General features: G+C 42.1%; 24 protein-coding genes, 21 tRNA genes and 1 rRNA gene. 10 read left to right on the forward strand and 36 right to left on the reverse strand.

Annotated features, from left to right (window positions below; translation table 11 throughout):
- Nucleotides 1-24: 24 nt before the first annotated feature.
- From ACN6NB_RS13870 to ACN6NB_RS13885, 4 genes are all read right to left on the reverse strand, one after another.
- Nucleotides 25-333, reverse strand: a complete 309-nt coding sequence (locus tag ACN6NB_RS13870) for a hypothetical protein (RefSeq protein ID WP_024425787.1) — start codon at nt 331-333, stop codon at nt 25-27.
- 43 nt (nt 334-376) lie between these two features.
- Nucleotides 377-781 (reverse strand): phage holin family protein, encoded by a 405-nt coding sequence (locus ACN6NB_RS13875; RefSeq protein ID WP_144491307.1) that lies wholly within the window; start codon nt 779-781, stop codon nt 377-379.
- Between the two features lie 155 nt (nt 782-936).
- Nucleotides 937-1,128 (reverse strand): hypothetical protein, encoded by a 192-nt coding sequence (locus tag ACN6NB_RS13880; protein WP_024424925.1) that lies wholly within the window; start codon nt 1,126-1,128, stop codon nt 937-939.
- A 127-nt stretch (nt 1,129-1,255) separates the two neighbouring features.
- Entirely contained in the window at nt 1,256-1,693 is a 438-nt protein-coding gene (locus ACN6NB_RS13885; protein ID WP_039180885.1) for a Dps family protein, read from the reverse strand.
- A gap of 131 nt (nt 1,694-1,824) precedes the next feature.
- On the opposite strand from ACN6NB_RS13885, the gene ytzI reads away from it, so the two are divergent.
- Nucleotides 1,825-1,971 (forward strand): YtzI protein, encoded by a 147-nt coding sequence (ytzI, locus tag ACN6NB_RS13890; RefSeq protein ID WP_059375225.1) that lies wholly within the window; start codon nt 1,825-1,827, stop codon nt 1,969-1,971.
- An 8-nt stretch (nt 1,972-1,979) separates the two neighbouring features.
- On the opposite strand, the gene ACN6NB_RS13895 is transcribed toward ytzI, so the two are convergent.
- Both ACN6NB_RS13895 and ACN6NB_RS13900 read right to left on the reverse strand, forming a co-directional pair.
- Entirely contained in the window at nt 1,980-2,417 is a 438-nt protein-coding gene (locus ACN6NB_RS13895; RefSeq protein ID WP_059375222.1) for a FixH family protein, read from the reverse strand.
- Between the two features lie 113 nt (nt 2,418-2,530).
- Nucleotides 2,531-3,004, reverse strand: a complete 474-nt coding sequence (locus tag ACN6NB_RS13900; RefSeq protein ID WP_144491306.1) for an S-ribosylhomocysteine lyase — start codon at nt 3,002-3,004, stop codon at nt 2,531-2,533.
- Between the two features lie 126 nt (nt 3,005-3,130).
- On the opposite strand from ACN6NB_RS13900, the gene yidD reads away from it, so the two are divergent.
- Nucleotides 3,131-3,355 carry a membrane protein insertion efficiency factor YidD gene (yidD, locus tag ACN6NB_RS13905; protein ID WP_041107381.1) on the forward strand — a complete coding sequence of 75 codons (225 nt, stop codon included), beginning with the start codon at nt 3,131-3,133 and terminating at the stop codon, nt 3,353-3,355.
- Between the two features lies 1 nt (nt 3,356).
- Here the strand turns inward: yidD and ACN6NB_RS13910 are convergent, their stop codons facing one another.
- On the reverse strand, nt 3,357-3,923 hold the full coding sequence (locus ACN6NB_RS13910) for a beta-class carbonic anhydrase (protein ID WP_064497904.1): 567 nt from the start codon (nt 3,921-3,923) through the stop codon (nt 3,357-3,359).
- 214 nt (nt 3,924-4,137) lie between these two features.
- On the opposite strand from ACN6NB_RS13910, the gene ACN6NB_RS13915 reads away from it, so the two are divergent.
- On the forward strand, nt 4,138-5,121 hold the full coding sequence (locus ACN6NB_RS13915) for a metal ABC transporter solute-binding protein, Zn/Mn family (RefSeq protein WP_144490435.1): 984 nt from the start codon (nt 4,138-4,140) through the stop codon (nt 5,119-5,121).
- A gap of 79 nt (nt 5,122-5,200) precedes the next feature.
- Here ACN6NB_RS13915 and ACN6NB_RS13920 read toward each other — a convergent pair whose 3' ends face one another.
- The gene (locus ACN6NB_RS13920) at nt 5,201-5,443 is read right to left on the reverse strand and encodes a type B 50S ribosomal protein L31 (protein ID WP_041086807.1); all 243 of its coding nucleotides are present in this window, start codon (nt 5,441-5,443) and stop codon (nt 5,201-5,203) included.
- 176 nt (nt 5,444-5,619) lie between these two features.
- On the opposite strand from ACN6NB_RS13920, the gene ACN6NB_RS13925 reads away from it, so the two are divergent.
- From ACN6NB_RS13925 to ACN6NB_RS13940, 4 genes are all read left to right on the forward strand, one after another.
- Nucleotides 5,620-6,951 carry a cytochrome ubiquinol oxidase subunit I gene (locus tag ACN6NB_RS13925; RefSeq protein WP_073978701.1) on the forward strand — a complete coding sequence of 444 codons (1,332 nt, stop codon included), beginning with the start codon at nt 5,620-5,622 and terminating at the stop codon, nt 6,949-6,951.
- 22 nt (nt 6,952-6,973) lie between these two features.
- Nucleotides 6,974-8,020: a cytochrome d ubiquinol oxidase subunit II gene (locus ACN6NB_RS13930; protein WP_169510868.1), complete on the forward strand. Its 1,047-nt coding sequence runs from the start codon at nt 6,974-6,976 to the stop codon at nt 8,018-8,020.
- Between the two features lie 68 nt (nt 8,021-8,088).
- Nucleotides 8,089-8,247 (forward strand): DUF1540 domain-containing protein, encoded by a 159-nt coding sequence (locus tag ACN6NB_RS13935; protein ID WP_008342921.1) that lies wholly within the window; start codon nt 8,089-8,091, stop codon nt 8,245-8,247.
- Nucleotides 8,248-8,272: 25 nt separating this feature from the next.
- Nucleotides 8,273-8,464: a hypothetical protein gene (locus tag ACN6NB_RS13940; RefSeq protein WP_041086813.1), complete on the forward strand. Its 192-nt coding sequence runs from the start codon at nt 8,273-8,275 to the stop codon at nt 8,462-8,464.
- Nucleotides 8,465-8,569: 105 nt separating this feature from the next.
- Here ACN6NB_RS13940 and menC read toward each other — a convergent pair whose 3' ends face one another.
- The 6 genes from menC to ACN6NB_RS13970 form a co-directional block, all read right to left on the reverse strand.
- Nucleotides 8,570-9,694, reverse strand: a complete 1,125-nt coding sequence (menC, locus tag ACN6NB_RS13945) for an o-succinylbenzoate synthase (protein ID WP_144491305.1) — start codon at nt 9,692-9,694, stop codon at nt 8,570-8,572.
- Nucleotides 9,681-11,141: an o-succinylbenzoate--CoA ligase gene (locus tag ACN6NB_RS13950; RefSeq protein WP_144491304.1), complete on the reverse strand. Its 1,461-nt coding sequence runs from the start codon at nt 11,139-11,141 to the stop codon at nt 9,681-9,683. Before ACN6NB_RS13950 ends, menC begins: the two co-directional genes overlap by 14 nt.
- 73 nt (nt 11,142-11,214) lie before the next feature.
- On the reverse strand, nt 11,215-12,033 hold the full coding sequence (gene menB / locus ACN6NB_RS13955) for a 1,4-dihydroxy-2-naphthoyl-CoA synthase (RefSeq protein WP_039180914.1): 819 nt from the start codon (nt 12,031-12,033) through the stop codon (nt 11,215-11,217).
- A 14-nt stretch (nt 12,034-12,047) separates the two neighbouring features.
- Nucleotides 12,048-12,875 (reverse strand): 2-succinyl-6-hydroxy-2,4-cyclohexadiene-1-carboxylate synthase, encoded by an 828-nt coding sequence (gene menH, locus ACN6NB_RS13960; protein WP_126681434.1) that lies wholly within the window; start codon nt 12,873-12,875, stop codon nt 12,048-12,050.
- A complete protein-coding gene (menD, locus tag ACN6NB_RS13965) occupies nt 12,857-14,602 on the reverse strand; it encodes a 2-succinyl-5-enolpyruvyl-6-hydroxy-3-cyclohexene-1-carboxylic-acid synthase (RefSeq protein WP_144491303.1) in 1,746 nt (581 codons plus the stop codon). The genes menH and menD overlap by 19 nt, the downstream gene beginning before the upstream one ends.
- On the reverse strand, nt 14,595-16,013 hold the full coding sequence (locus ACN6NB_RS13970; protein ID WP_059375200.1) for an isochorismate synthase: 1,419 nt from the start codon (nt 16,011-16,013) through the stop codon (nt 14,595-14,597). The genes menD and ACN6NB_RS13970 overlap by 8 nt, the downstream gene beginning before the upstream one ends.
- A 378-nt stretch (nt 16,014-16,391) precedes the next feature.
- Between ACN6NB_RS13970 and ACN6NB_RS13975 the strand changes: the two genes are divergently transcribed.
- The 3 genes from ACN6NB_RS13975 (at nt 16,392) to ACN6NB_RS13985 (ending at nt 18,745) form a co-directional block, all read left to right on the forward strand.
- Nucleotides 16,392-17,330 carry a 1,4-dihydroxy-2-naphthoate polyprenyltransferase gene (locus ACN6NB_RS13975; protein WP_144491458.1) on the forward strand — a complete coding sequence of 313 codons (939 nt, stop codon included), beginning with the start codon at nt 16,392-16,394 and terminating at the stop codon, nt 17,328-17,330.
- A gap of 117 nt (nt 17,331-17,447) precedes the next feature.
- Nucleotides 17,448-18,182 carry a TraR/DksA C4-type zinc finger protein gene (locus ACN6NB_RS13980; protein ID WP_058838175.1) on the forward strand — a complete coding sequence of 245 codons (735 nt, stop codon included), beginning with the start codon at nt 17,448-17,450 and terminating at the stop codon, nt 18,180-18,182.
- Between the two features lie 86 nt (nt 18,183-18,268).
- A complete protein-coding gene (locus ACN6NB_RS13985; protein ID WP_024424942.1) occupies nt 18,269-18,745 on the forward strand; it encodes a TspO/MBR family protein in 477 nt (158 codons plus the stop codon).
- 77 nt (nt 18,746-18,822) lie between these two features.
- On the opposite strand, the gene ACN6NB_RS13990 is transcribed toward ACN6NB_RS13985, so the two are convergent.
- The 22 genes from ACN6NB_RS13990 to rrf all read right to left on the reverse strand — a co-directional run bounded on the left by ACN6NB_RS13990 (nt 18,823) and on the right by rrf (nt 21,413).
- Nucleotides 18,823-18,894: transfer RNA gene (locus tag ACN6NB_RS13990), tRNA-Glu, on the reverse strand.
- Nucleotides 18,895-18,901: 7 nt separating this feature from the next.
- Nucleotides 18,902-18,992 (reverse strand) — tRNA-Ser (locus ACN6NB_RS13995).
- Nucleotides 18,993-18,995: 3 nt separating this feature from the next.
- A tRNA-Asn gene (locus ACN6NB_RS14000) sits at nt 18,996-19,070 on the reverse strand.
- Between the two features lie 6 nt (nt 19,071-19,076).
- Nucleotides 19,077-19,153: transfer RNA gene (locus ACN6NB_RS14005), tRNA-Ile, on the reverse strand.
- A 17-nt stretch (nt 19,154-19,170) separates the two neighbouring features.
- Nucleotides 19,171-19,244 (reverse strand) — tRNA-Gly (locus ACN6NB_RS14010).
- A gap of 11 nt (nt 19,245-19,255) precedes the next feature.
- Nucleotides 19,256-19,331: transfer RNA gene (locus ACN6NB_RS14015), tRNA-His, on the reverse strand.
- A 25-nt stretch (nt 19,332-19,356) separates the two neighbouring features.
- Nucleotides 19,357-19,429 (reverse strand) — tRNA-Phe (locus ACN6NB_RS14020).
- A gap of 18 nt (nt 19,430-19,447) precedes the next feature.
- A tRNA-Asp gene (locus ACN6NB_RS14025) sits at nt 19,448-19,524 on the reverse strand.
- A 4-nt stretch (nt 19,525-19,528) separates the two neighbouring features.
- Nucleotides 19,529-19,605: transfer RNA gene (locus ACN6NB_RS14030), tRNA-Met, on the reverse strand.
- 23 nt (nt 19,606-19,628) lie between these two features.
- Nucleotides 19,629-19,721: transfer RNA gene (locus ACN6NB_RS14035), tRNA-Ser, on the reverse strand.
- Between the two features lie 7 nt (nt 19,722-19,728).
- Nucleotides 19,729-19,805 (reverse strand) — tRNA-Ile (locus ACN6NB_RS14040).
- A 4-nt stretch (nt 19,806-19,809) separates the two neighbouring features.
- Nucleotides 19,810-19,883 (reverse strand) — tRNA-Met (locus tag ACN6NB_RS14045).
- A gap of 25 nt (nt 19,884-19,908) precedes the next feature.
- Nucleotides 19,909-19,981 (reverse strand) — tRNA-Ala (locus ACN6NB_RS14050).
- An 8-nt stretch (nt 19,982-19,989) separates the two neighbouring features.
- A tRNA-Pro gene (locus ACN6NB_RS14055) sits at nt 19,990-20,066 on the reverse strand.
- 7 nt (nt 20,067-20,073) lie between these two features.
- Nucleotides 20,074-20,150 (reverse strand) — tRNA-Arg (locus tag ACN6NB_RS14060).
- A gap of 10 nt (nt 20,151-20,160) precedes the next feature.
- Nucleotides 20,161-20,246: transfer RNA gene (locus ACN6NB_RS14065), tRNA-Leu, on the reverse strand.
- A gap of 12 nt (nt 20,247-20,258) precedes the next feature.
- Nucleotides 20,259-20,330: transfer RNA gene (locus tag ACN6NB_RS14070), tRNA-Gly, on the reverse strand.
- Nucleotides 20,331-20,360: 30 nt separating this feature from the next.
- Nucleotides 20,361-20,443 (reverse strand) — tRNA-Leu (locus tag ACN6NB_RS14075).
- A gap of 8 nt (nt 20,444-20,451) precedes the next feature.
- A tRNA-Lys gene (locus ACN6NB_RS14080) sits at nt 20,452-20,527 on the reverse strand.
- A 37-nt stretch (nt 20,528-20,564) separates the two neighbouring features.
- Nucleotides 20,565-20,640 (reverse strand) — tRNA-Thr (locus tag ACN6NB_RS14085).
- A 33-nt stretch (nt 20,641-20,673) separates the two neighbouring features.
- Nucleotides 20,674-20,749: transfer RNA gene (locus ACN6NB_RS14090), tRNA-Val, on the reverse strand.
- A 548-nt stretch (nt 20,750-21,297) separates the two neighbouring features.
- A 5S ribosomal RNA gene (gene rrf, locus ACN6NB_RS14095) occupies nt 21,298-21,413 on the reverse strand.
- Nucleotides 21,414-21,552 lie beyond the last annotated feature (139 nt).

The following is a 21,552-nucleotide window of genomic DNA, read 5'->3' on the forward strand; positions in this document are numbered from 1 at the left end:
TGTAGAGATTCTCTACATGCTTTTTCAATTCATCAAACCATTTGTCTCAATAAAGCTCCTTGTCTCTTCATTGCCGAGCTCATAAATCATTGTGTAAATCTCTTTTCTTTTTCTATCCATTTCATCATTTGGACTATCATAATGATATTCAAGAAAAGGAACATGTGCCCGAAAGAAGCCTTTCCAATCTGTCATATACTGTTCATCAAAATAGTCTCTCAGCTGCAAAATTTGATCATCATCTGCTTCTATTTGAAATTGCCAAGCCGCTGCATCTCTATGCTGCGATATCGATCCATCTTGTACGGATACATAGTAGGTGTGTCTCGCCATCTGAATCATCCTTTTTCCTTTAGTATGACCAGATATAAGGAAATTACGGCTTTTTGCGCAATTTATTTTTCAACATGTCCAATACATCAATAAACAACTGTGGAATGGGAACTCCAAGGGCTCTGGCTGTCGAGACGATTTGGTAAGATTCATAAATAATATAAAAGATGAGCGCTAAATCCTTAATCGCCCCATTTGTCTTCAGCATGACATCAAAGAAGTGTGCCATAGATATTAAGGAGACTGTCACAATCTTTCGAACAAGCCGCGTAAAAAACCGCTTCATTGTGAGCTGTCCAGTCAAAGATTCTCTTAGGCTTGAACAAATTAATTCAATAGCCATCAACGTCACTAAAATCATCAGTAAATATCCTGCTCCACCAAACAGAAAGCCCATCGCCGACAAACTCACTGTAACCAACGAAAAGATGCCTAAATCCTTGCTCACTTGGCATCAACATCCTTTCAAAGTGGAACTCCTTACCTCAATAGTATATGCAGGATTTTCGCAATAGCTTGGACGACAAAAAATAAAGGCGCTGTTATGTACGCAGGGATACGAATGAGACCAAAAAAGCCGCCCCATGAGGCGGCTTCTCTTTTTTAGACTCTAACATCAATAAATGAAGCATCTGAATCCTTTGGCTGAACAGCTTGAGGCTGCTGCTGCACTTGATCCAGCATCACCATAGCTTGTGCTGTATTTGTAGCAAGCTGTGAATTCAACAAACTAATATTGAGTGTCTTTTGAATGCTCGCTACTTGCTGACTCATCATTCCTGCAATAGAAGACATCTTCTTCCCTCCCTTCTCTTTTCTCTTCGGCTGAAAGCCCTATGATTTCAATGGGCTGTCTGTCCCGATTCCAATAAAAAAAGAATGTCGATCGAATTATGACCGACATTCTTTTCCCATACGTGTATTATCCTAAATATGCTTTAAGCATCCAGTTGTGTTTTTCAATGGATTGATGAATCGCAAGCAGCATATCACCTGTTGTTTCATCGCCAACCTCTGCAGCCAGCTCCATTCCTTTCTTTAATTCCTCAGCGATATTGGAGAAATCATCATATAGATTTTTCACCATTTGCTCCGCTGATTCTTTGCCTTCCGCTTCTTGAATGCTGGAAATTTCTAAACACTCTTTCATTGTCGCAACAGGCTGTCCATTTAAAGCTAGCATACGCTCAGCCAAATCATCAATATATGTAGCTGTTTCTGTATAGAGTTCCTCAAATTTCTCATGGAGTGTAAAGAAATCTTTCCCCTTTACATACCAATGATAGTTATGTAATTTCACGTAAAGCACAGTCCAATCAGCTACTTGTTTATTGACAACGTTTAATAAATTTTCAGACATGTTTATTCCTCCTTATGTAATTGCGTTTAGTATGAGAATACCCTTTTCTTATTATACTGAAACCTGCCGTCAATTTCTTCTATTTTGACTGCATGAAATATATGTTAATATGGAAATAAGGAGGGAGTTAGATGCTGTTACTTGGGATTATCAGCTTTATCATTATCTCAATCGTTGTCTTTTTATCATTATGGACGACATCGAAGGCTTATGAATATAAGCATAAAGTCGATTCACCACAAGATACTGAACCAAACCAACGTCCTAATCCAAAATGAAACCGCTTTTAATGATGTGAGGTTTCTTCATCTTCAGTAGATGAACTCTCTTTTTTCACCTCACCTACGTGGATGTTCGTTTTCGGCATATTATGCTGCTGTTTAGCTGTCACATGGACTTGTATGATATAAAGGCCATCTTTTTTGAAGGCTGTGTGCAATTCGTATACACCTTTGTTTTCTTTCTTTGGCTGAATCATCTTGCTGTTATCCTTGTCGCCATCTTTCCACACTTCAAATTGAACATCATCTGCATCATCAACAGGCGTATCACCGTATGTGACAGCTGCTTTTACTATAACGCTTTCATTTTTCTCCACTTGCTCAGGTCCTGTAAGCTTTACTTCTAATAACTCAGGCACTTCCCCTTTTCCGCTGTTTGCTGCAGAGTTTCCACATGCACTTAATAACGTGAGCATCAGAATTATTCCCAACATTTTTCGCATCGTGCGTTTCCCCCTTCTTTTACTGACATGTCCATTTTAACAAATATCCCCTATTTTGACATCACTGTTGGAATTCAAATAAAAAACCGGACATCTAAATGTCCGGTTCATCATTAACCAAATACTTTTAAAAGCTCTTCTTGATCATGAGAAAGCCAGAAACGCATTAAACGTTTTGCTCCTTCAAGATCATGCAGCTTCGCTTGGCCGCATTGCTCTTCGTTTGCAGCAGGAATTTCTGTTACTTCAACTGCATCCTTGAATGTTGCATCAAGAAGTTCAACGATTTCTTTTGGAGTTGGTGCACCACTGACAACTAAATAGTAGCCTGTCTGGCAGCCCATTGGAGAAATATCGATGATATCAAAATGATCATATTTCTCTGAGTGTGTTCTAATATTAAACGCAAGCAAATGTTCTAATGTATGAATCGTATCAGGTTTCATCGCCTGCTTGTTAGGCTGACAAAAACGAATATCAAATTTATTTACTTCACCATCTGATCCCACTTTATGAACGCCGCAATGACGAACGTATGGCGCTTTTACAGCATTATGATCAAGTTCAAAGCTTTCAACTGAAGGCATAATCACCACTCCTATAATTGCAATTTCCTATATTATAACATATTTCTCCGACCAGTTTAGTATATAAAACTTTCCTTCCTTGTCCTTTTTTCTTATACTGTGGAAGACAGACAAGGAGGAACCTCTATGAAACAAATTTTTATCGGCATGATACGCTTTTATCAAAAATGTATTTCCCCTCTGACACCGCCAAGCTGCCGGTTTTATCCAACATGCTCAAACTATGGACTTGAGGCGATCAAAACGCATGGCGCGATCAAGGGCGGCTGGCTCACCATAAAGCGGATTTTGAAATGTCATCCGCTTCACCCTGGCGGCATCGATCCTGTTCCGCCTAAAAAGGAAAAGTAACTTACTTTTCTTCATATCCGTTGACAACTAAGTCAAGCTTCCCTGTTCCAGGGTCAATGACAAGCCCATGTACAGGTACATCTGATGGAAGAAGCGGGTGATTTTTCACTACAGACACACTGTCCCTCACGCTCTCTTCAACTGAACTAAAGCTTTTGAGCCACTGTTTAAAATCAATTCCTGAGTATTCCAGTACTTCAATACGCTTTTCTGGAATACCACGCTCAACGGCTTTATTTAAAAGTGTCTGGCTGTCAATTTTGCTCATCCCGCAATCATGATGCCCAATGACATATACCTCGTCAGCATTTAATTCATACACAGCAACTAAAATGCTTCGCATAATACTTCCAAATGGATGAGAAACAAGCGCTCCAGCACTTTTGACAATCTTAATATCGCCATTTTTCATGTTCATTGCACGCGGAAGCAGTTCAACAAGTCTTGTATCCATACACGATAGAATGACAGCTTTTTTCTGTGGAAACTTTGTTGTTGTAAATTCTTCGTATTTCTTTTCTTCAATAAATTGTTGATTATATTCGATGATTTCATCTAAAAGTTTCATACGTTTGTCCATTCCTTTATCTTTTTTTAAAAATAAATATAGCACAATGTAAGAAATTTCGTCACGTTTTGCAGCTTATTTTTTTAGAGGAAACATCTGCTGACGAAAATTTTTTATTTTCCTCTTTTCAAATCGTAATTATTACGATACAATAACTCAGGACATTAAATCGTAATCATTTCTATCTATTAGATTGAGAGGAGACATTTTCTACATGAAAAAAATCTTTTTTATTTTAACAGCTGCTTTATTCGCAATCGGCCTTGCCGCGTGCTCAAGCAGTGCGGGCACTAATGCTTCAAAAGGAAAGGCAGATGGGAAACTAATCATTTACACCACGATCTTCCCAATTCAAGATTTCACTGAAAAAATTGGCGGCTCTCACGTTCATGCTCAAAGTGTGTATCCTGCCAATGCAGATGCACACAGCTTTGAACCAAGTTCGAAAACGATGGTTGAAATGGCTGAAGGTGATGCCTTTATCTACAGCGGCACAGGGGCTGAAGCATTCGCAGACAAAACTGCTGCCACATTAAAAGACCAAGGTGTGAAAACAGTCAAAGCAGCCGAAGGCATCAAATTGTTATCGACAAATGAAGAACATGCACATGAAGAAGGCGAAGATCACGATCATGAAGGCGAAGACCACGACCATGACGGGCATGATCACGGAGATAAAGACCCTCATGCATGGTTAGACCCAGTTTATGCGCAGCAAATGGCGAAAAACATTAAAGACACACTCGTCTCATTAGATCCAGATCATAAAGAAGAATACACAAAAAACTATGAAAATCTAAAAAAAGATTTACAATCCCTTGATCAAGAATTCAAAACAACGTTATCTAAAGCCAAACATAAAGAAATTCTTGTTTCTCACGCAGCTTATGGTTATTGGGAAAAGCGCTATGGCATTGAGCAAATCAGCGTTTTAGGGTTATCTGCTTCCGAAGAGCCATCACAAAAGCAGCTCGAAAACATTGTACAAAAAGCAGAAAAGCATCACATTCAATACGTTATTTTTGAAAACAACGTCAGCAGCAAAGTATCAGATACGATCCGCAGTGAAATTGGGGCAAAAAGCTTAACCCTTAAAAATCTAGAATCTATTACTGAAGATGATGCCAAAAATGGCGAAAGCTACGTCAGCTTAATGAAACAAAACTTAAAGACCTTAAACACCGCATTAAATGATTAATACTTTTTTTAAACCCCGGGTTATCAGCCGGGGTTTTTTGCTGTAAAAAAGCACACCGTTATCAGGCGTGCTTTTTTGATTACATTTGATATTTTTTCTTAAACAGCTCGGCTCTTCCGCCTTTTTCTCCGAATTTTTGGCGTCCTGTATAAAAAGGATGCGTATCAGAGCTTGTTTCTACTTTAATGACAGGATACGTTTTCCCATCTTCCCACTCTACTGTCTCATTTGATGTCTTTGTAGATCTACTCAAGAAGCGGTAACCGCTGTTTACGTCCATAAATACAACTTCATGTGAGGTTGGATGAATATCTCTTTTCAATGTCAAAACTCCTTTCGTTATCAAAACGTAATGATTACGTTTTATAATTATATTCTACTCCCTCTTATACAACTTGTCAAAAAACAAGCTTTCTTAGTCAGGAAGAATAATCTAAAAATGGTGGAGAATAATAAGCATCATGAAAAAGAGAAGCGATAAGAAAGGCGGAGAAAAAATTGACTGATCTCGTTTTAGCTAGAAGCCTGTTCGGCACAACCATGGGCTTTCATATTATTTATGCCTCGCTTGGCGTTGGCATCCCGCTAATGATTTTGTTAGCTGAACTCATCTTTCAAAAAACGAAGGACCCGCATTATGCCATCATGGCCAAGCGATGGACAAAAGCACAAGCAGTTCTGTTAGGGGTCGCCATTCCAACAGGTACGATTGCTGGTACGCAGCTTGCCCTTTTGTGGCCAGGTTTTATGGAGGTCATTGGAAAGGTCATGTCACTGCCATTCCAGATTGAAATCTATGCGTTCTTTATAGAAGCATTATTTATGTCTATTTATGTGTACGCAGCGGATCGCCTATCAAATGCAATGCGCATCATTACGGTTATTTTTATCGTCATTGGTGCAGCTGCATCAGCGATTCTGATTACAAACGTACATGCTTTTGAAGGGACACCTGCTGGCTTTCAGATGGTGAATGGTGAAATCACAAATATCGAGCCTTGGAAGGCCTTTTTCAATCCGAGCTTTGCTGTGACTGCTACACATGTTGTGCTGTCTGCTTTTACAACAGGTGCTTTTGTCATTGCTTCCGTTGCAGCTTTTAAAATGCTCAAAACTAAAAAAAACGAGAAGCTCTATTCATTTCATCGAAAAGCCCTTTTTCTTGGACTCATTGTAGGAGGACTTTTCTCTTTTCTAACAGCCTTAAATGGCCACGAATCTGCTCAGCTTCTGTATGAATATCAGCCTGAAAAGCTGGCTGGAGCTGAAGGTTTATTTGAAACTCAATCACATGCGCCTCTTGCAATAGGTGGTTTTACGGATGCTGATGCGCAGGAAATTAAAGGTGCGATCGAAATTCCTTGGGCGCTTAGTTTTCTTGCAGGAAATAGCTTCGATACGGTGGTCAAAGGGTTAAATGATTTTCCCCGTGACGAGTGGCCGCCTTTATTTATACACACATTATTTAACGGCATGGTCATTATTGGATCGGTGCTCATTCTATTTGCGGTATTGGCACTGCTTTACCGTAAAATTTTAAAACGTGAAAAATTTCCGAAGTGGCTTCTTTTTCTTTACTTATTCGGCGGGCCTCTTAGCCTTTTGGCTATTGAATTTGGCTGGATCTTTGCTTGTACAGGCCGTCAGCCATGGGTCATTTATCGAATGCTCAAAACCTCCGAGGTTGTCACATCATCTGGCTCGATCGGGACACTTTTTATCCTTTTTGCCATTGTCTATCTCATCTTAGGCATAGCAACCGTTATTGTGCTGACGTACTACTTTAGGAAACATACGATTGAAGAAGACCTACGGTTAACAGAATCTTAAAAAGGGAGCGATCTTGATGCAAATGGATGTTACAACTGATGCGCTCATTGCAATCACCATCTTATGGGGATTCGTTTTTATCTATGCAGTGATGGCATCAATGGATTTCGGCGCAGGATTTTGGTCGATGATTTATATGAATAGAGAACAAACAAAGGCAGCTAATATCGCGAATAAGTATCTTTCTCCAACTTGGGAAGTGACAAACGTTTTTATTGTGGCCATCGTTGTCGCATTGTTCAGCCTGTTTCCAGGTGCGACCTTTGTACTTGGTACCGTTTTATTAATACCCGGCAGCATCATCTTATTGCTTCTTGCACTACGAAGCGGGTTTCTCGTGTTTTCTCATTCACTGCCTAAGAAATACCGAAAAGCGGTGACTTATATTTCAGGGATCAGCGGCTTTATCATTCCGTCCATCCTGATCATGGTTCTCCCAATTACCCATGGTGGATTTATCTTTCAGGAGAACAACGTCTACTCTTTAGATCTTGGACTGGTTTTTACAAGTGCAAATGTTTATTCTTTTGTCGGCTTTGCCATCTTCAGTACCCTTTTTCTTTCGTCCTTGCTTTTAGCTGATTTCTCTAATGTAGCTAATGAAGATGAAGCTTACAGCATTTATAGAAGAGGGGCGCTCATTACAGGTCCACTTTCACTCATGATGGCCTTTTTTATCATGCTGACATTACGAAGCGAGGCGAATTGGCTGTTCACAAAAATGATGCAGAACATCCCTATTCTTCTTGTATCTCTCCTAATGTTCCTGCTAGCAGGACTAGCTCTATTTTTACCAAACAGCCGTTTTAAGCATCGGAAAGGGAGACCACGCCTTGCCGTCATTGCGATTACCATTCAATATTTCTTAGCAAGCTATGTGTACGGGCGTGCTCACTTGCCTTACATGGCCTATCCAGATATTACAATTATGTCTGGATTTACAGACCCTGTCACATTTAGGGCATTATTTATCACCTATATTGTAGGTTTTATCATCTTATTTCCTGGGTTCTATTTCTTCTGGAAATTATTTATGAAGGATAAGCGCTATATTCGTCAGGAAGATTAACATGAATGGACGAGCTTCATTTCGGTTACATTATAGATGAAAGACATACTCAAAAGGAGGTCATCTGTATGAGTCAAAAAATCCTTTGTGAAGTCAATAACTGTTCCTATTGGAATACTGGAAACCGCTGTGGTGCAGATGCAATCTATGTCGTCAGCCACACAGGAAATACGGCTGAGAAAAGTGAAGAAACGGATTGTAAAACGTTTAAACCACAAGATCTTTAAGTCTCATTAAAGGAGGCGCTTCAATTTGAAACACGATCGGCTGCTTCAAACGTTTTTTGACGAAATTCATGACGCGGATGAAGCCGCATTCCATCAAGCCGCTCACTCCTTTTTAAACCTTTGGGATTATGAATATGGACATGCAGCAAACATGCCCAATGAAATGCATCAGTATATCGGACAGCTTGCTTATGACAGCGAGCTGGTAGAAGAGTAAGAAAGAGCGGTTCACCGCTCTTTCTTTTTGTTCAGACAGGAAGGAAAAACTTTCCCTCACTATACATCCATTCTATTGGATAAGCAAAAGGTGATTTCTTCGTTTTTATCTCACAAAATCATGTTTTGTAAACACGTCGATTTTATCTGAAAACGAACGGAGCGCTTGGTAATCAACTTCCACGCCCATTCCTGGCGAGCGAGGCACCTCAATAAATCCATTTTCAACCTTAATTTCAGGAAAAATGATATCCTGCTCCCAAAATTTTGACGAAGCTGAAATATCACCGGGAATTGTAAATTGAGGAAGTGAAGCAAGTGCCACGTTCTGCGCGCGGGAAATACCTGTTTCAATCATCCCCCCGCACCATAACGGAATTTTATGCTCCTTACTGAACGTATGAATTTTAAGAGCCTCTGTCAGTCCGCCAACTCGTGAAGGCTTCACATTAATAATTTGACAGCTGCCAAGCTCTACAGCTTTTCTGGCATCATCTAAAGAACAAATACTTTCATCTAAACAAATCGGCGTTTTTAAATGCTTTTGCAAATGGCGATGGTCCACAATATCATCTGCAGCTAGAGGCTGTTCAATCATTAATAAGCGAATATCATCGAGCTGCTTAAGCTTGCTAATATCTTTTAATTCATAAGCAGAGTTTGCATCTGCCATTAATGGCAGCTCAGGAAAAGACTCTCTGATCTTTTGAAGAAGTCCAATATCTTGTCCCGGTTTAATTTTTACCTTCACCCGCTGATAGCCTTGATCAACAAATTGCTGAATTTGCTCAAGCATATCGTCAATAGGGCCTAACCCCGCCACAACACCAGATGGTATTCTATCTTTTGTGCCGCCTAATACATCGCGTAAAGACTTATTCTCACGCTTCGCATAAATATCCCAAACAGCCGCTTCAATGCCTGCTTTGGCCATCCTATTGCCTTTAAATTGATACAGACTGTCCGGTATTTCTGAAGGATGTGTAAAGGTGCGTGTCAGCACGTTCGGGATAAAGAAAGCCCTCAGCATATGATAGCAAGTCTCAATTGTTTCTTCTGTATACCACGGAGAAGAAAAAGCAGATACCTCTCCCCATCCAGTCAATCCTGTTTGATCCTTTACTTCAACAATAATAAACTCACGCTCTGAAATGGTTCCAAGACTTGTTGTAAATGGTTGTTTAAGCTTCATCGTGACATGATATAAAATTACTCGTTCAATTTGAATCATTTGAAAACCCCTTTGATCTGAGTCTGTGCCTTTGCAATTTATTCGACGCATTTCTTGGGAGCTCATCCACAAAGTGAAAAGCGGCGGGCCATTTATATTTGGCTAAATGCGACTCACATAAAGCATAGAGCTCATTCTCCGGTATCTTATCATCTGTTACAAGGAAAGCAGCCGGTACCTCTCCCCATCTATCATCATACATACCCGTTACTCCGGCTTCCTTTACATGCGGATGTGTTAGAAGCACCGCTTCAATTTCCGCAGGATAAATATTTTCTCCGCCAGAAATAATCAAATCTGAACGGCGGTCAAGCACAAATAAGAACCCTTCCTCATCCACATAGCCAATATCACCCGTCTTCAGCCAGCCCTCATGAAAGGCAGCCGCGGTCGCTTCTTCACGGTAAAGGTATCCTTTCATCACATTTGCACCTTTCACCATAATTTCGCCATGCTCAAAAGGACGGCAAATGCGATCACCATCTTGAATTTTCAGCTCACACCCAAAAAGAGGTTTTCCCGCTGACCCAAGCTTCTCTACACTAAATTCAGGTGCAAGCGTCACAATTTGTGAACAGGTTTCTGTCATACCGTACGATTGAAAGACAGGAAAGCCCTTCTCTTTGCTTTCTTGGAGCATCGCATAAGGCGCAGGTCCTCCGCCTAATAAAAGACAACGCAAAGAAGACGGACATTCTTCTAGTCTGCTTAATAACCGAGATAACATCGTCTGCACAACAGAAATCATCGTCACACGATGCCGTTCAATAGAATCCTTTACTTCATCAACGTCAAACTTCTGATGAAGCACGACTGTCATTCCATAGATTACAGACTTAAATAAGGCAGATAAACCGCTAATATGAAAAAGAGGCAGGGCAATGAGCCAGCGGTCATCCTCTCTGAGACCCATATTCAATGCAGAGGAAACAGCACTATGAAAATGATTGCCAAACGTTTGCTCTACACCTTTTGGACGTCCTGTTGTCCCAGATGTATACATGATGGTTGCTGTTTCATTCAAATCAAATTCGCTCTCGATCTTTTTTTCATGGCCTTTCCCTGGTTCAGGTAAAGTTTCCATTGTATAAACGGGTAAATCACCCTCATGATCGCTCGCATAAATAGATTCCGTTAATAACGCCGCTGCTTTTGCATCTTCTAGCTGATAGCGCCTTTCAGCTTTTGTCAGCTTATTATTCAATAGCACGATTTTTAATCCTAATAAAAAACACGCATGTACAAGCATCACCATGTGAGGATGATTGTTCATCAAAAGCGCAACTGTTTCCCCTTTTTTCAATGATGCCTGTGCAAGTCTATTTGAAAGCTCGTCCGCTTCTTGAGCTAATTCGTGAAATGTCCACTCTTTCTCTTGATAAATAAGTGCGACTCGATCTGGTGTTAAATAGGCACGGTGCAGCAGCCAATTAGGTTGCTTCATCATGAGACACCTCCTTTTCGTAAAAGAAAACAGCTTAGTCTGATGCACTAAGCTGTTGTTCATTAATATCATTGAATCAAGGGAAACGCGGGAACTGACCGAAGTCCGGCTTGCGTTTTTCCTTAAAGGAATCGCGTCCTTCTTTTGCTTCATCTGTTGTGTAATAAAGAAGTGTCGCATCTCCTGCAAATTGCTGAATTCCAGCTAATCCATCCGTATCTGCGTTAAATGCAGCCTTCAAGAATCGTAAAGCAGTCGGGCTCTTTTCTAGCATTTCCTCACACCACTTTACTGTTTCCTCTTCAAGCTGATCTAATGGGACAACTGTGTTAACAAGTCCCATATCAAGCGCTTCTTGTGCATTGTATTGACGGCATAAGTACCAGATTTCTCTTGCTTTCTTATGGCCGACAATACGTGCAAGGTAGCCTGAACCGTAACCGGCATCAAAGCTGCCTACTTTTGGACCTGTTTGTCCAAAAATCGCATTATCTGCTGCAATTGTCAGATCACATACTATGTGGAGAACGTGTCCGCCTCCGATTGCATAACCTGCAACCATCGCAACAACCGGTTTTGGAATGACACGAATCAAACGCTGTAAGTCTAATACATTTAGACGTGGAATTTGATCGTCTCCTACATAACCGCCATGGCCACGGACTTTTTGGTCTCCACCAGAACAGAATGCTTTTCCGCCAGCACCTGCAAGTACGATCACACCAACTTCTGAATTATCACGAGCTCGTGAAAATGCATCGATTAATTCACTAACAGTCTTTGGGGTAAACGCGTTATGTACGTGTGGACGATTAATCGTAATCTTTGCGATCCCATTATACGTTTCATATAAAATTTCGTCATACTGACGCTCAGTTTGCCATTCAATAGCCATCAATATTTCCTCCTCTAATCTTGCGCTAAAATAAACTCACTTACTATTTTACCAAAAAAATGTGGTTGTTCCACATGAACTGTATGCCCAGCATGCTCAGCCAAAATGAATTGACTTCCTTTCAGCTCCTGCTGCATACGTTTGCCGATATGGCAGAACTTTTCATCAAGCGTTCCGCAAATGAGCAAAACAGGCAAATGAATATGCTTTAATGCCTTCCAAACAGAGGGCTGTGAACCTGTTCCAATTCCTTCTAAGCTGCGAGCAAGCCCAAGAGGATTCGCTTTGAGTCTTCCCTCTCTCAGTTGAGCCTGCTTTTCCGCTGATAAAGCTTTCTGCGAAGCAAACAAAGGAATGCTCTCCCAAAAATCCACAAACTTCACTAAGCCTTCATGCCTGATTTTTTGGGCGAGCTGATGATCATGCTTCAGTCTTGCCATCCGCTCTTTAAAAGTGCGAAGCCCTGGAGACGTACTCTCAAGGATCAATTTATTGACACGATCTGGATAACGAGTGGCAAATGATAAAGCAATACGCCCTCCCATAGAATATCCGAGAATATTCACTTTGTGAAGCTTTAATTGGTTTAAAATCTCTGCAAGATCTGCCAGCTGCTGAGACATCGCATATCTTCTCACACTTTCTGGCGAGTCCGTACGCCCATGTCCGAGCAAGCTGACCTGAATCAGTCTTGTATTCTCCAAATTAGCATTCAAGAACGTCCAAGACGCTGCACTTCCAGTGAAGCCGTGTAAGCATAATGTGGCATTTGCTGCCGATGGGTTCTGATCCACCACTTCGTACGCTACCCCATCACGCATTCTTATGATGAGAGAAGGCATTCTTTTTTCACTTCTTCCAATATGTCATCCATCATTTGACGATGCTTGTCTACACGGGAATGACGATCTGTTTCAATTTCAATTAAATGAAGCCCAGGTTCATCGATATGCGCCATATACACATCATGCAACTCTTGTTTCGTTGCGGGTTTCGAATAGGTTCCCCCATATAACCTCGATGCATACTCAAAATTCAGTCCTGTCGGCGTTCCAAAGAGCTTTTCATAATACGGTTCATCAGACGCCTGCGGAAGGAAAGAAAAGATACCTCCCCCATCATTGTTTATCAAAACAACTGTCAAAGGAATGTCCATCAGCTTAGCTGCAAGCAGACCGTTCATATCATGGTAAAATGATAAATCTCCAATGACCAAAGTGACAGGCTGCTTCAAAGCTGCATACGTGCCAAGTGCTGTAGACACAACGCCGTCAATGCCATTTGCTCCGCGATTCGCCATCATTCGAAAAGGCTTGGACTGAGTTTCAAAAAATGTATCTACATCACGAATCGGCATACTATTTCCGATAAAAAGGACGCTCTCCTTTGGCAAGAGGTGCTGAAGCTGACGGTACACATTCCCTTCAAAGGACAAATCCTCATCTGAATAGCTGGCTGCATTCGTTCTGAATGAAGAATTAGCATTCTGCCATCGGTTTAAGAAACTTGTCTCTTTACGTTGTACTGCTTGATTTAATACTGCTTCTACAAAAGCAGAGACAGTACTTTCAATGACGTATGAAGCACTTAACCCAGGATCACGGAAACCTCCGGCAGCATCTACAACAATCTGCTTCACTTCCGCATGTTTTTCCAGCCACTTGAATAAAGGCTTAGATACAGGCATCGGTCCAAAACGAATGACCATATCCGGTAAGAGATGCTGCTGTAATGCCTCATCTTTTAATAAAGAATCATACGCATCGATAATGAGATCTTCATTTTCATGCCCGTTGCGCAAAAGAGAAAGCGGGTCAGCTAAAATAGGTAAATGCAGGGCTTTCGAAAGGCGTAAAACCGCCTCTTTTTCTTCCTGTGTATGAAGTTCACCAGCCACAATCAGTCCCTTTTTGGATTCGTTCATGACGGTCGCGATTTCAGACATCACCCGATCATTAGGGAAAGCCTGACCTGATGCTAATACCTTTTTCGTATCCTCTTTTTCTCGCGCGAAAGGATCAATAGACAGATCAGGAAGCAATGGCTCTCTCAGAGGTACATTGACCTGAACAGGCCCCTTTGGCTCCTGCATCGACATGTGATTTGCTCTCGCAGCTGCCGCCTGAACATAACGCAGCATCGTTTGACTGTCCTCCGGCAATGCTAAGTCTGTGAACCATTTAACAAACTTACCGAATAAGAATTGCTGATCAATCGCTTGAGGTGCCCCAACTTCCCTCAATTCGTGCGGCCGATCAGCAGTTAAAACAATAAGAGGTACACGAGAATAATGCGCCTCTACAACGGCTGGATAAAAGTTAGCAGCTGCCGTACCTGATGTACAAATAAGCAGCACTGGTGATTGACTTGCTTTTGCAAGACCAAGCGCATAAAAAGCAGCAGACCGTTCGTCCACTAAAACATGGACATGGATGTCTTGATGAGCAAGGGCCAGCATCGCAAGCGGAGTTGATCGAGAACCAGGACAGACAACTGCCTCTTTCACACCACCTTGGACGAATTCATCCATCAATCTGCCTATATATGTTGTCATGATGTGATTATTCAATAGGATGACCTCCAAGAGCAGACAGCATTGGTCTTAACTTCACTTGTGTTTCTTCATACTCCTGCTTTGCAAGGGAATCCTCTACAATTCCGCAGCCAGCGAACAAACGAACACGGTCTTCCTCAATAAGACCTGACCGAATGGCTACAGCAAATTCTCCATTATCCTGAGAATCAATCCAGCCTACGGGCGCTGCATACCAGCCGCGCTTGAGCGGTTCGATTTCACGAATCACTTCAACCGCCATTTCCTTTGGATATCCGCCTAGTGCCGGCGTCGGATGGAGCTGCTCAATTAATGAAAAGAGGGAACAGCTGCTTTTAATTTCTCCCACAATCGGTGTAAACAAATGCTGAATGTTTTTTGTTTTATAAAGACTTGGTTGATTTGGTTTATGCACGTGAAGGCAATTCGCTTCAAATGCTTGCTCAATCATATTGACAACAATTTGATGTTCAATCAAATTCTTCTCATCATGCAGCAGTTCCTCGCCTAATGCGTGATCCTCCGCTTCATCTTTTCCGCGAACAATGGAGCCTGCTAAACAGGAGGAAAAGACCTCTCCTCCGCTTTTTTTCACTAAGCGTTCCGGCGTGGCTCCGACAAATGCTTGTCTTCCCTGTTCAACCGCAAATACATAACTCGTTGTTTGATGCTTTAATAATTCCGCTAATAGTGGAGCGAGTTCAATTTGATTTTTATAGTGAAGCAAGACTTCTCTTGCTAAAACAACCTTTTCATATTCGTTTGCACGAATGTGGTCTGTCGCTTCTTCGATCGCCTTCATCCATTCCTTCACATCCAGCTCTTCCACATGAACAAGTTCAGCTTGTCCACCAGTCCGAACTGGCAATGTCTCGAAACGAGAGGCTTTTTGTTCTAATTCCTGAATAAGCTGATGAACGTTCCCATCCACCTGCTTCCACTCATTGATCGTAAGAAAACTGCCTTCTTTTGAGACAGTCAGCATGATCGATGGCACAAAAAAATGAGCCTCGCCAAATGCTTCCCAATGACGCGCCTTCTCTTCATACGGATCAAACGAGAATCCTCCAAATAAAAGCGGACCAACAGCCGCTTGCTTTAACTCCTTTTCATCATGAAAATGGAACATGTGCTGCTTGAGCTGTTCCCATTCTTGATGGACTATATCGAATCGTTCCTTGCCTTGCTCAGATGATTTAATGACGGCCGCTCTGCCAAGTCCAGAAAAAATCATTTGGCTTTCTGGATCAGACCAAAAAAACCGCTCGCCTAAAAAATCCGCTTCGCCGCTTTGGAAAAAGGCAAGAGGATCCAGATCGTCAACTCTTCTGGAGTAGCTTATCAAAACAGCATGGTTGACGTTATTCGCTTCTTCTAATGTCGCAAGCGCTTCCTGCCGGAAAGTACTTTGCACTGTTGTCACCATGATACATTCCTCCAAAATCCATGAATTACATAAAAAATAAAAACATAATGAAAAAATACATGAACATTCGAATATGTCGAATGACCTGCTTTTCTATTATAAACCTTAACAGATGAACTTAGTAAAGAAAACAGCTTCTAAAACCTCGAATCCTTATTATATCACGCTTTCAAGATTTTTTCGCTCTTGCTTATTGAAACGAGAGCATCTAAAGCAAAATGGCAGGACCGTTCTAAAATCAAGCTTTCCTTCGATATGGCAACGATTAGCAAACATCTTTTTCCCGATTCATCGCATCAATATATTGACACCTTTTTGAACTTTGCTAAACTGGAATTTGGACGTGTACGTATTTTTTTATTTAAAGGAGTATATTTTATGCAGCATCAATCGATATCAGATCAGCTTTCACCAATAAAGCCTGATAAAAACTGGCGAATTTGGTGGAATTTACTACGACCGCATACACTAACAGCGGCATTTATTCCCGTTACTTTAGGAACTGTTTTAGCACTTCCAAGTGGTCAAATACATGTTGGGCTATTTTTAGCCATGCTGTTTGCATCTATGTTTATCCAAATCGCAACAAACATGTTTAATGAGTACTTTGATTATGTTCGCGGGCTGGACAACGAGAAATCTGTCGGCATCGGCGGAGCCATTGTAAGAAACGGTGTGAAGCCAAAGACAGTCCTCAGCCTCGCTTATGCACTATTTGCACTTTCTTTATTACTTGGGGTCTATATTTGCATGATGTCTAGCTGGTGGATTGCATTAATAGGACTTATTTGTATGGCAGCAGGCTATTTCTATACTGGCGGCCCTGTACCAATTGCATATACACCGTTTGGAGAACTTGTTTCAGGTGCTTTTATGGGATTAGGGATTATCCTGATAAGTTTTTATATCCAAACAGGCACTCTGACGTCTAAAGCTGTTCTCGTCTCACTACCAATTTCTATTTTAGTTGGTGCCATCTTACTGTCGAACAATATCCGTGATTTAGACGGGGATAAGGAAAATGGACGAAAAACACTTGCCATCCTTGCTGGACGTAAAGCTGCAGTGAACATTTTACTTTCCATGTTTTTGGTATCATATGTACTCATTTTTGTTTATATCTTCACAGATATCGTCGGTCTTTGGAGTCTTCTTGTTTTACTCAGTGTGCCAAAAGCCTATACAGCCATTAAAGAGTTTAAGCAAAAAGAAAAACCGATTGAATTAATGAATGCCATGAAATCTACAGCTCAAACCAATACATTTTTTGGTTTTCTGCTGACGATCGCTTTGATCTTACAATACTATATCGCGTAACAAAGAACGCCTGCAGCCGCAGGCGTTTTTTAATTAGGAATTGCTTCAAATTGGAACTAGTCTTACATACAAAATTGCTCATACTAACAATATGTTTGATATGAAAGGATGATCGCTTTGTTGTCAAAAGACGAATTACATCATTTGAAGCAGCGCCTTCTCGATGAAAAAAAAGAACTTGAAGCCAAAAGCCATGACGATGAACAGAAAGTATCCTTTCCTTACGATTCAGTCGGAGAACTGTCTGCCTATGATAACCACCCGGGCGATCAAGGGACAGAGCTGTTCGAGCGTGGGAAAGATATTGCTTTAAACAGCTTGGAACATGAACATATGTTAGATATCGATGAAGCACTTCAAGCCATTGCAGACGGCTCTTATGGACTATGCAAGGTCTGTAAGGCCCCTATTCCAAAGGAACGCTTAGAAGCCTTGCCTACTGCCGTCACATGCACAGAGCACTCAAAAGAACAGACCGTTTCACAAAACCGTCCGATTGAAGAGGATTTATTAAGTCCGCCAGCTGGACAATTTGAAAATGAAGAAAGTGCTGCGTACGACGGAGAGGATGCCTACCAAGACGTAGAACGCTACGGAAACTCTGATACCCCGTCTGATATGGAATTCCCACCTTTGACATACGATGATGTGTATACACAATCAGAAGATGAAGATTATGTGGAGGACTACGAAGGATTCGCAGCTGCTGATATTGAAGGAAAAGCAAGCAAGGTGTATCCGAACAAAGCACACGAGGCCTATGAAGAAGCATTAGACGAAGAAGGTGTCATGACAGTATTTGGTGACTTGAAACCGTACGAGGAAGAACCTTATACAGAAGAAAATCATTAGTCCCCTCATATTGGGGGCTTTATGTTTATATCATGTAATGATTGGGAAATCACTTTAAGAGTGAATTTGATTGGAGGAGATTCTTGATGGCTAGAAAAAGTATCATTTGGGCGATTGTCGTCTTCTTTATTACATACGCACTATTCTCTATTGCCGGATTTTTGTTCCCCATCGACAGAGAATGGTATGACGCATTAAATAAACCAGAATGGACACCTGGTGGCGGTGTGATTGGTGCTGTGTGGGCTGTCTTATTTGCACTCATCTCATTGTCCGCAGCGATCATTTATGGAAAATATGGATTCCAAAAAATCACTTTACCATTTTGGATTCTTTTCCTTTTAAATTACGTATTCAATCAAGCCTTTAGCTTTTTTCAATTTACACAAAAGGATTTGTTTGTGGCTACGATCGACTGCCTGCTCGTTGCACTGACAGCACTTGCACTTGTCATCGTCTCACGTAAACTAAGCAAAGTCGTTCCAATTTTACTGATCCCTTATGTCTTATGGGGCTTCTTTGCGACATACTTGTCTTATACGATCTATTCCATGAATATGTAAAAAAAGACCGCCATGATAGCGGTCTTTCGTTTTGAAGAAAACAAAAAAGAGATCTTTGACAAGATCTCTTTTAAAAATGACCCGTACGGGATTCGAACCCGTGTTACCGCCGTGAAAGGGCGGTGTCTTAACCGCTTGACCAACGGGCCAGATCAATGGCGGAGAAGGAGGGATTTGAACCCTCGCGCCGCTTACGCGACCTACACCCTTAGCAGGGGCGCCTCTTCAGCCACTTGAGTACTTCTCCATTTGGCTCCGCAGGTAGGATTCGAACCTACGACCGATCGGTTAACAGCCGATAGCTCTACCACTGAGCTACTGCGGAAGATCATGGTGGGCCTGAGTGGACTCGAACCACCGACCTCACGCTTATCAGGCGTGCGCTCTAACCAGCTGAGCTACAGGCCCATGAACAGATATACAAATGGAGCGGGTGATGGGAATCGAACCCACGACATCAGCTTGGAAGGCTGAGGTTTTACCACTAAACTACACCCGCAAAAATATGTATGGGGCGATTGATGGGAATCGAACCCACGAGTGCCAGAGCCACAATCTGGTGCGTTAACCACTTCGCCACAACCGCCATACTATGAATATTTTTATAAAAGTGGCTCGGGACGGAATCGAACCGCCGACACACGGATTTTCAGTCCGTTGCTCTACCAACTGAGCTACCGAGCCAAGTATTCTTTTGAAAAATGGCGGTCCGGACGGGACTCGAACCCGCGACCTCCTGCGTGACAGGCAGGCATTCTAACCAACTGAACTACCGGACCATTTTGGTTGCGGGGGCAGGATTTGAACCTGCGACCTTCGGGTTATGAGCCCGACGAGCTACCGAACTGCTCCACCCCGCGATGATATGGTTTTTTAAAAAATATGGCGGAGGAAGAGGGATTCGAACCCCCGCGGGCTTTGACACCCCTGTCGGTTTTCAAGACCGATCCCTTCAGCCGGACTTGGGTATTCCTCCGTATAGATGGTGGACCTTGTAGGACTCGAACCTACGACCGGACGGTTATGAGCCGTCTGCTCTAACCAACTGAGCTAAAGGTCCTTTATAGCGGCGGAGGGGATCGAACCCCCGACCTCACGGGTATGAACCGTACGCTCTAGCCAGCTGAGCTACACCGCCATGATCAAAACAATCTTTTAAAAAGTGGAGCCTAGCGGGATCGAACCGCTGACCTCCTGCGTGCAAGGCAGGCGCTCTCCCAGCTGAGCTAAGGCCCCATAAAAGATGGTCGGGAAGACAGGATTCGAACCTGCGACCCCTTGGTCCCAAACCAAGTGCTCTACCAAGCTGAGCTACTTCCCGATCTTAATGGCGCGCCCGAGAGGAGTCGAACCCCTAACCTTTTGATCCGTAGTCAAACGCTCTATCCAATTGAGCTACGGGCGCTTATTTATAATGCCGAGGGCCGGACTTGAACCGGCACGGTAGTCACCTACCGCAGGATTTTAAGTCCTGTGTGTCTGCCAATTCCACCACCCCGGCGTGGATGGTATAAGCGGAAGACGGGATTCGAACCCGCGACCCCCACCTTGGCAAGGTGGTGTTCTACCACTGAACTACTTCCGCATTACAGGATTTCTTTATTTTATTTGGCAATGCGGGTGAAGGGACTTGAACCCCCACGTCATAAAGACACTAGATCCTAAGTCTAGCGCGTCTGCCAATTCCGCCACACCCGCATGAAACATGGTGAGCCATGAAGGACTCGAACCTTCGACCCTCTGATTAAAAGTCAGATGCTCTACCAACTGAGCTAATGGCTCGCTTTAAAAGCGACTTGTCTATCTTACCATATGAAAGTGGTGCCGGCAAGAGGACTTGAACCCCCAACCTACTGATTACAAGTCAGTTGCTCTACCAGTTGAGCTACACCGGCTTTATCTATCCTAACATTATGTAAGAATAAATATGGTGGAGGATGACGGGCTCGAACCGCCGACCCTCTGCTTGTAAGGCAGATGCTCTCCCAGCTGAGCTAATCCTCCACTATGTAAGAATCTCTCGATCCGACAAAGATTATTATATACAGGTTTTAATCATTTGTAAAGGCTATATTAAAAAAATTTTATTTCAATTTTCATTGCGTTATTTTTTAACAAAAGATCGTCATATCACCTATTCATACAGCTGCTGTTCAACGTTCAGCAGGTGAGCTTCTCTTCTCTATATTCTCTTTCAAAACGTTCAATTCCTTTAGAAATATTAGCAGTCTTTCATTTTTATACTTTAATGATATAGGTATCTCTTTAGACGTAAAGCATTTATAGAAATCGAATAGGCTTACACATCTTCAATTTAATTAAAGATATATGGAATGCGCCTATATAAGCTCATACTCTGTCTCTCTATTGTTTTGTATAGATAAGGTTTTATGCCATGAACATCTTTAGGTTCAAGTGTTTCACATGCTACGCTTGGACATAAGAAGGTGCGACGATCTTTCATCAAACAAATGGTATAAGATAAAGTATGATGTATGACCCTCAATCAGCACAAAAAAGACCAGTTCCAAATGGAACTGATCCTGATAGAAGCTTGGCGGCGTCCTACTCTCACAGGGGGAAACCCCCAACTACCATCGGCGCTGAAGAGCTTAACTTCCGTGTTCGGTATGGGAACGGGTGTGACCTCTTCGCTATCGCCACCAAACCTGATGGAGAGAATGTTCTCTCAAAACTAGATAACAATGTTCATGCTTCACAATAGAATATAGGTTAAGTCCTCGATCTATTAGTATCTGTCAGCTCCACGTGTCACCACGCTTCCACCTCAGACCTATCAACCTGAT

Source organism: Bacillus sp. 11B20, from assembly GCF_056098985.1.

What these genes read in the sequence shown, in the direction of transcription:
- ACN6NB_RS13870 (WP_024425787.1), bottom strand. Translation starts at nt 333, where the DNA reads ATGGCGAGACACACCTACTATGTATCCGTACAAGATGGATCGATATCG.
- ACN6NB_RS13880 (WP_024424925.1), bottom strand. Translation starts at nt 1,128, where the DNA reads ATGTCTTCTATTGCAGGAATGATGAGTCAGCAAGTAGCGAGCATTCAA.
- ACN6NB_RS13885 (WP_039180885.1), bottom strand. Translation starts at nt 1,693, where the DNA reads ATGTCTGAAAATTTATTAAACGTTGTCAATAAACAAGTAGCTGATTGG.
- ytzI (WP_059375225.1), top strand. Translation starts at nt 1,825, where the DNA reads ATGCTGTTACTTGGGATTATCAGCTTTATCATTATCTCAATCGTTGTC.
- ACN6NB_RS13895 (WP_059375222.1), bottom strand. Translation starts at nt 2,417, where the DNA reads ATGCGAAAAATGTTGGGAATAATTCTGATGCTCACGTTATTAAGTGCA.
- ACN6NB_RS13900 (WP_144491306.1), bottom strand. Translation starts at nt 3,004, where the DNA reads ATGCCTTCAGTTGAAAGCTTTGAACTTGATCATAATGCTGTAAAAGCG.
- yidD (WP_041107381.1), top strand. Translation starts at nt 3,131, where the DNA reads ATGAAACAAATTTTTATCGGCATGATACGCTTTTATCAAAAATGTATT.
- ACN6NB_RS13910 (WP_064497904.1), bottom strand. Translation starts at nt 3,923, where the DNA reads ATGAAACTTTTAGATGAAATCATCGAATATAATCAACAATTTATTGAA.
- ACN6NB_RS13915 (WP_144490435.1), top strand. Translation starts at nt 4,138, where the DNA reads ATGAAAAAAATCTTTTTTATTTTAACAGCTGCTTTATTCGCAATCGGC.
- ACN6NB_RS13930 (WP_169510868.1), top strand. Translation starts at nt 6,974, where the DNA reads ATGGATGTTACAACTGATGCGCTCATTGCAATCACCATCTTATGGGGA.
- ACN6NB_RS13935 (WP_008342921.1), top strand. Translation starts at nt 8,089, where the DNA reads ATGAGTCAAAAAATCCTTTGTGAAGTCAATAACTGTTCCTATTGGAAT.
- menC (WP_144491305.1), bottom strand. Translation starts at nt 9,694, where the DNA reads ATGATTCAAATTGAACGAGTAATTTTATATCATGTCACGATGAAGCTT.
- ACN6NB_RS13950 (WP_144491304.1), bottom strand. Translation starts at nt 11,141, where the DNA reads ATGATGAAGCAACCTAATTGGCTGCTGCACCGTGCCTATTTAACACCA.
- menB (WP_039180914.1), bottom strand. Translation starts at nt 12,033, where the DNA reads ATGGCTATTGAATGGCAAACTGAGCGTCAGTATGACGAAATTTTATAT.
- menH (WP_126681434.1), bottom strand. Translation starts at nt 12,875, where the DNA reads ATGCCTTCTCTCATCATAAGAATGCGTGATGGGGTAGCGTACGAAGTG.
- ACN6NB_RS13970 (WP_059375200.1), bottom strand. Translation starts at nt 16,013, where the DNA reads ATGGTGACAACAGTGCAAAGTACTTTCCGGCAGGAAGCGCTTGCGACA.
- ACN6NB_RS13975 (WP_144491458.1), top strand. Translation starts at nt 16,392, where the DNA reads ATGCAGCATCAATCGATATCAGATCAGCTTTCACCAATAAAGCCTGAT.
- ACN6NB_RS13985 (WP_024424942.1), top strand. Translation starts at nt 18,269, where the DNA reads ATGGCTAGAAAAAGTATCATTTGGGCGATTGTCGTCTTCTTTATTACA.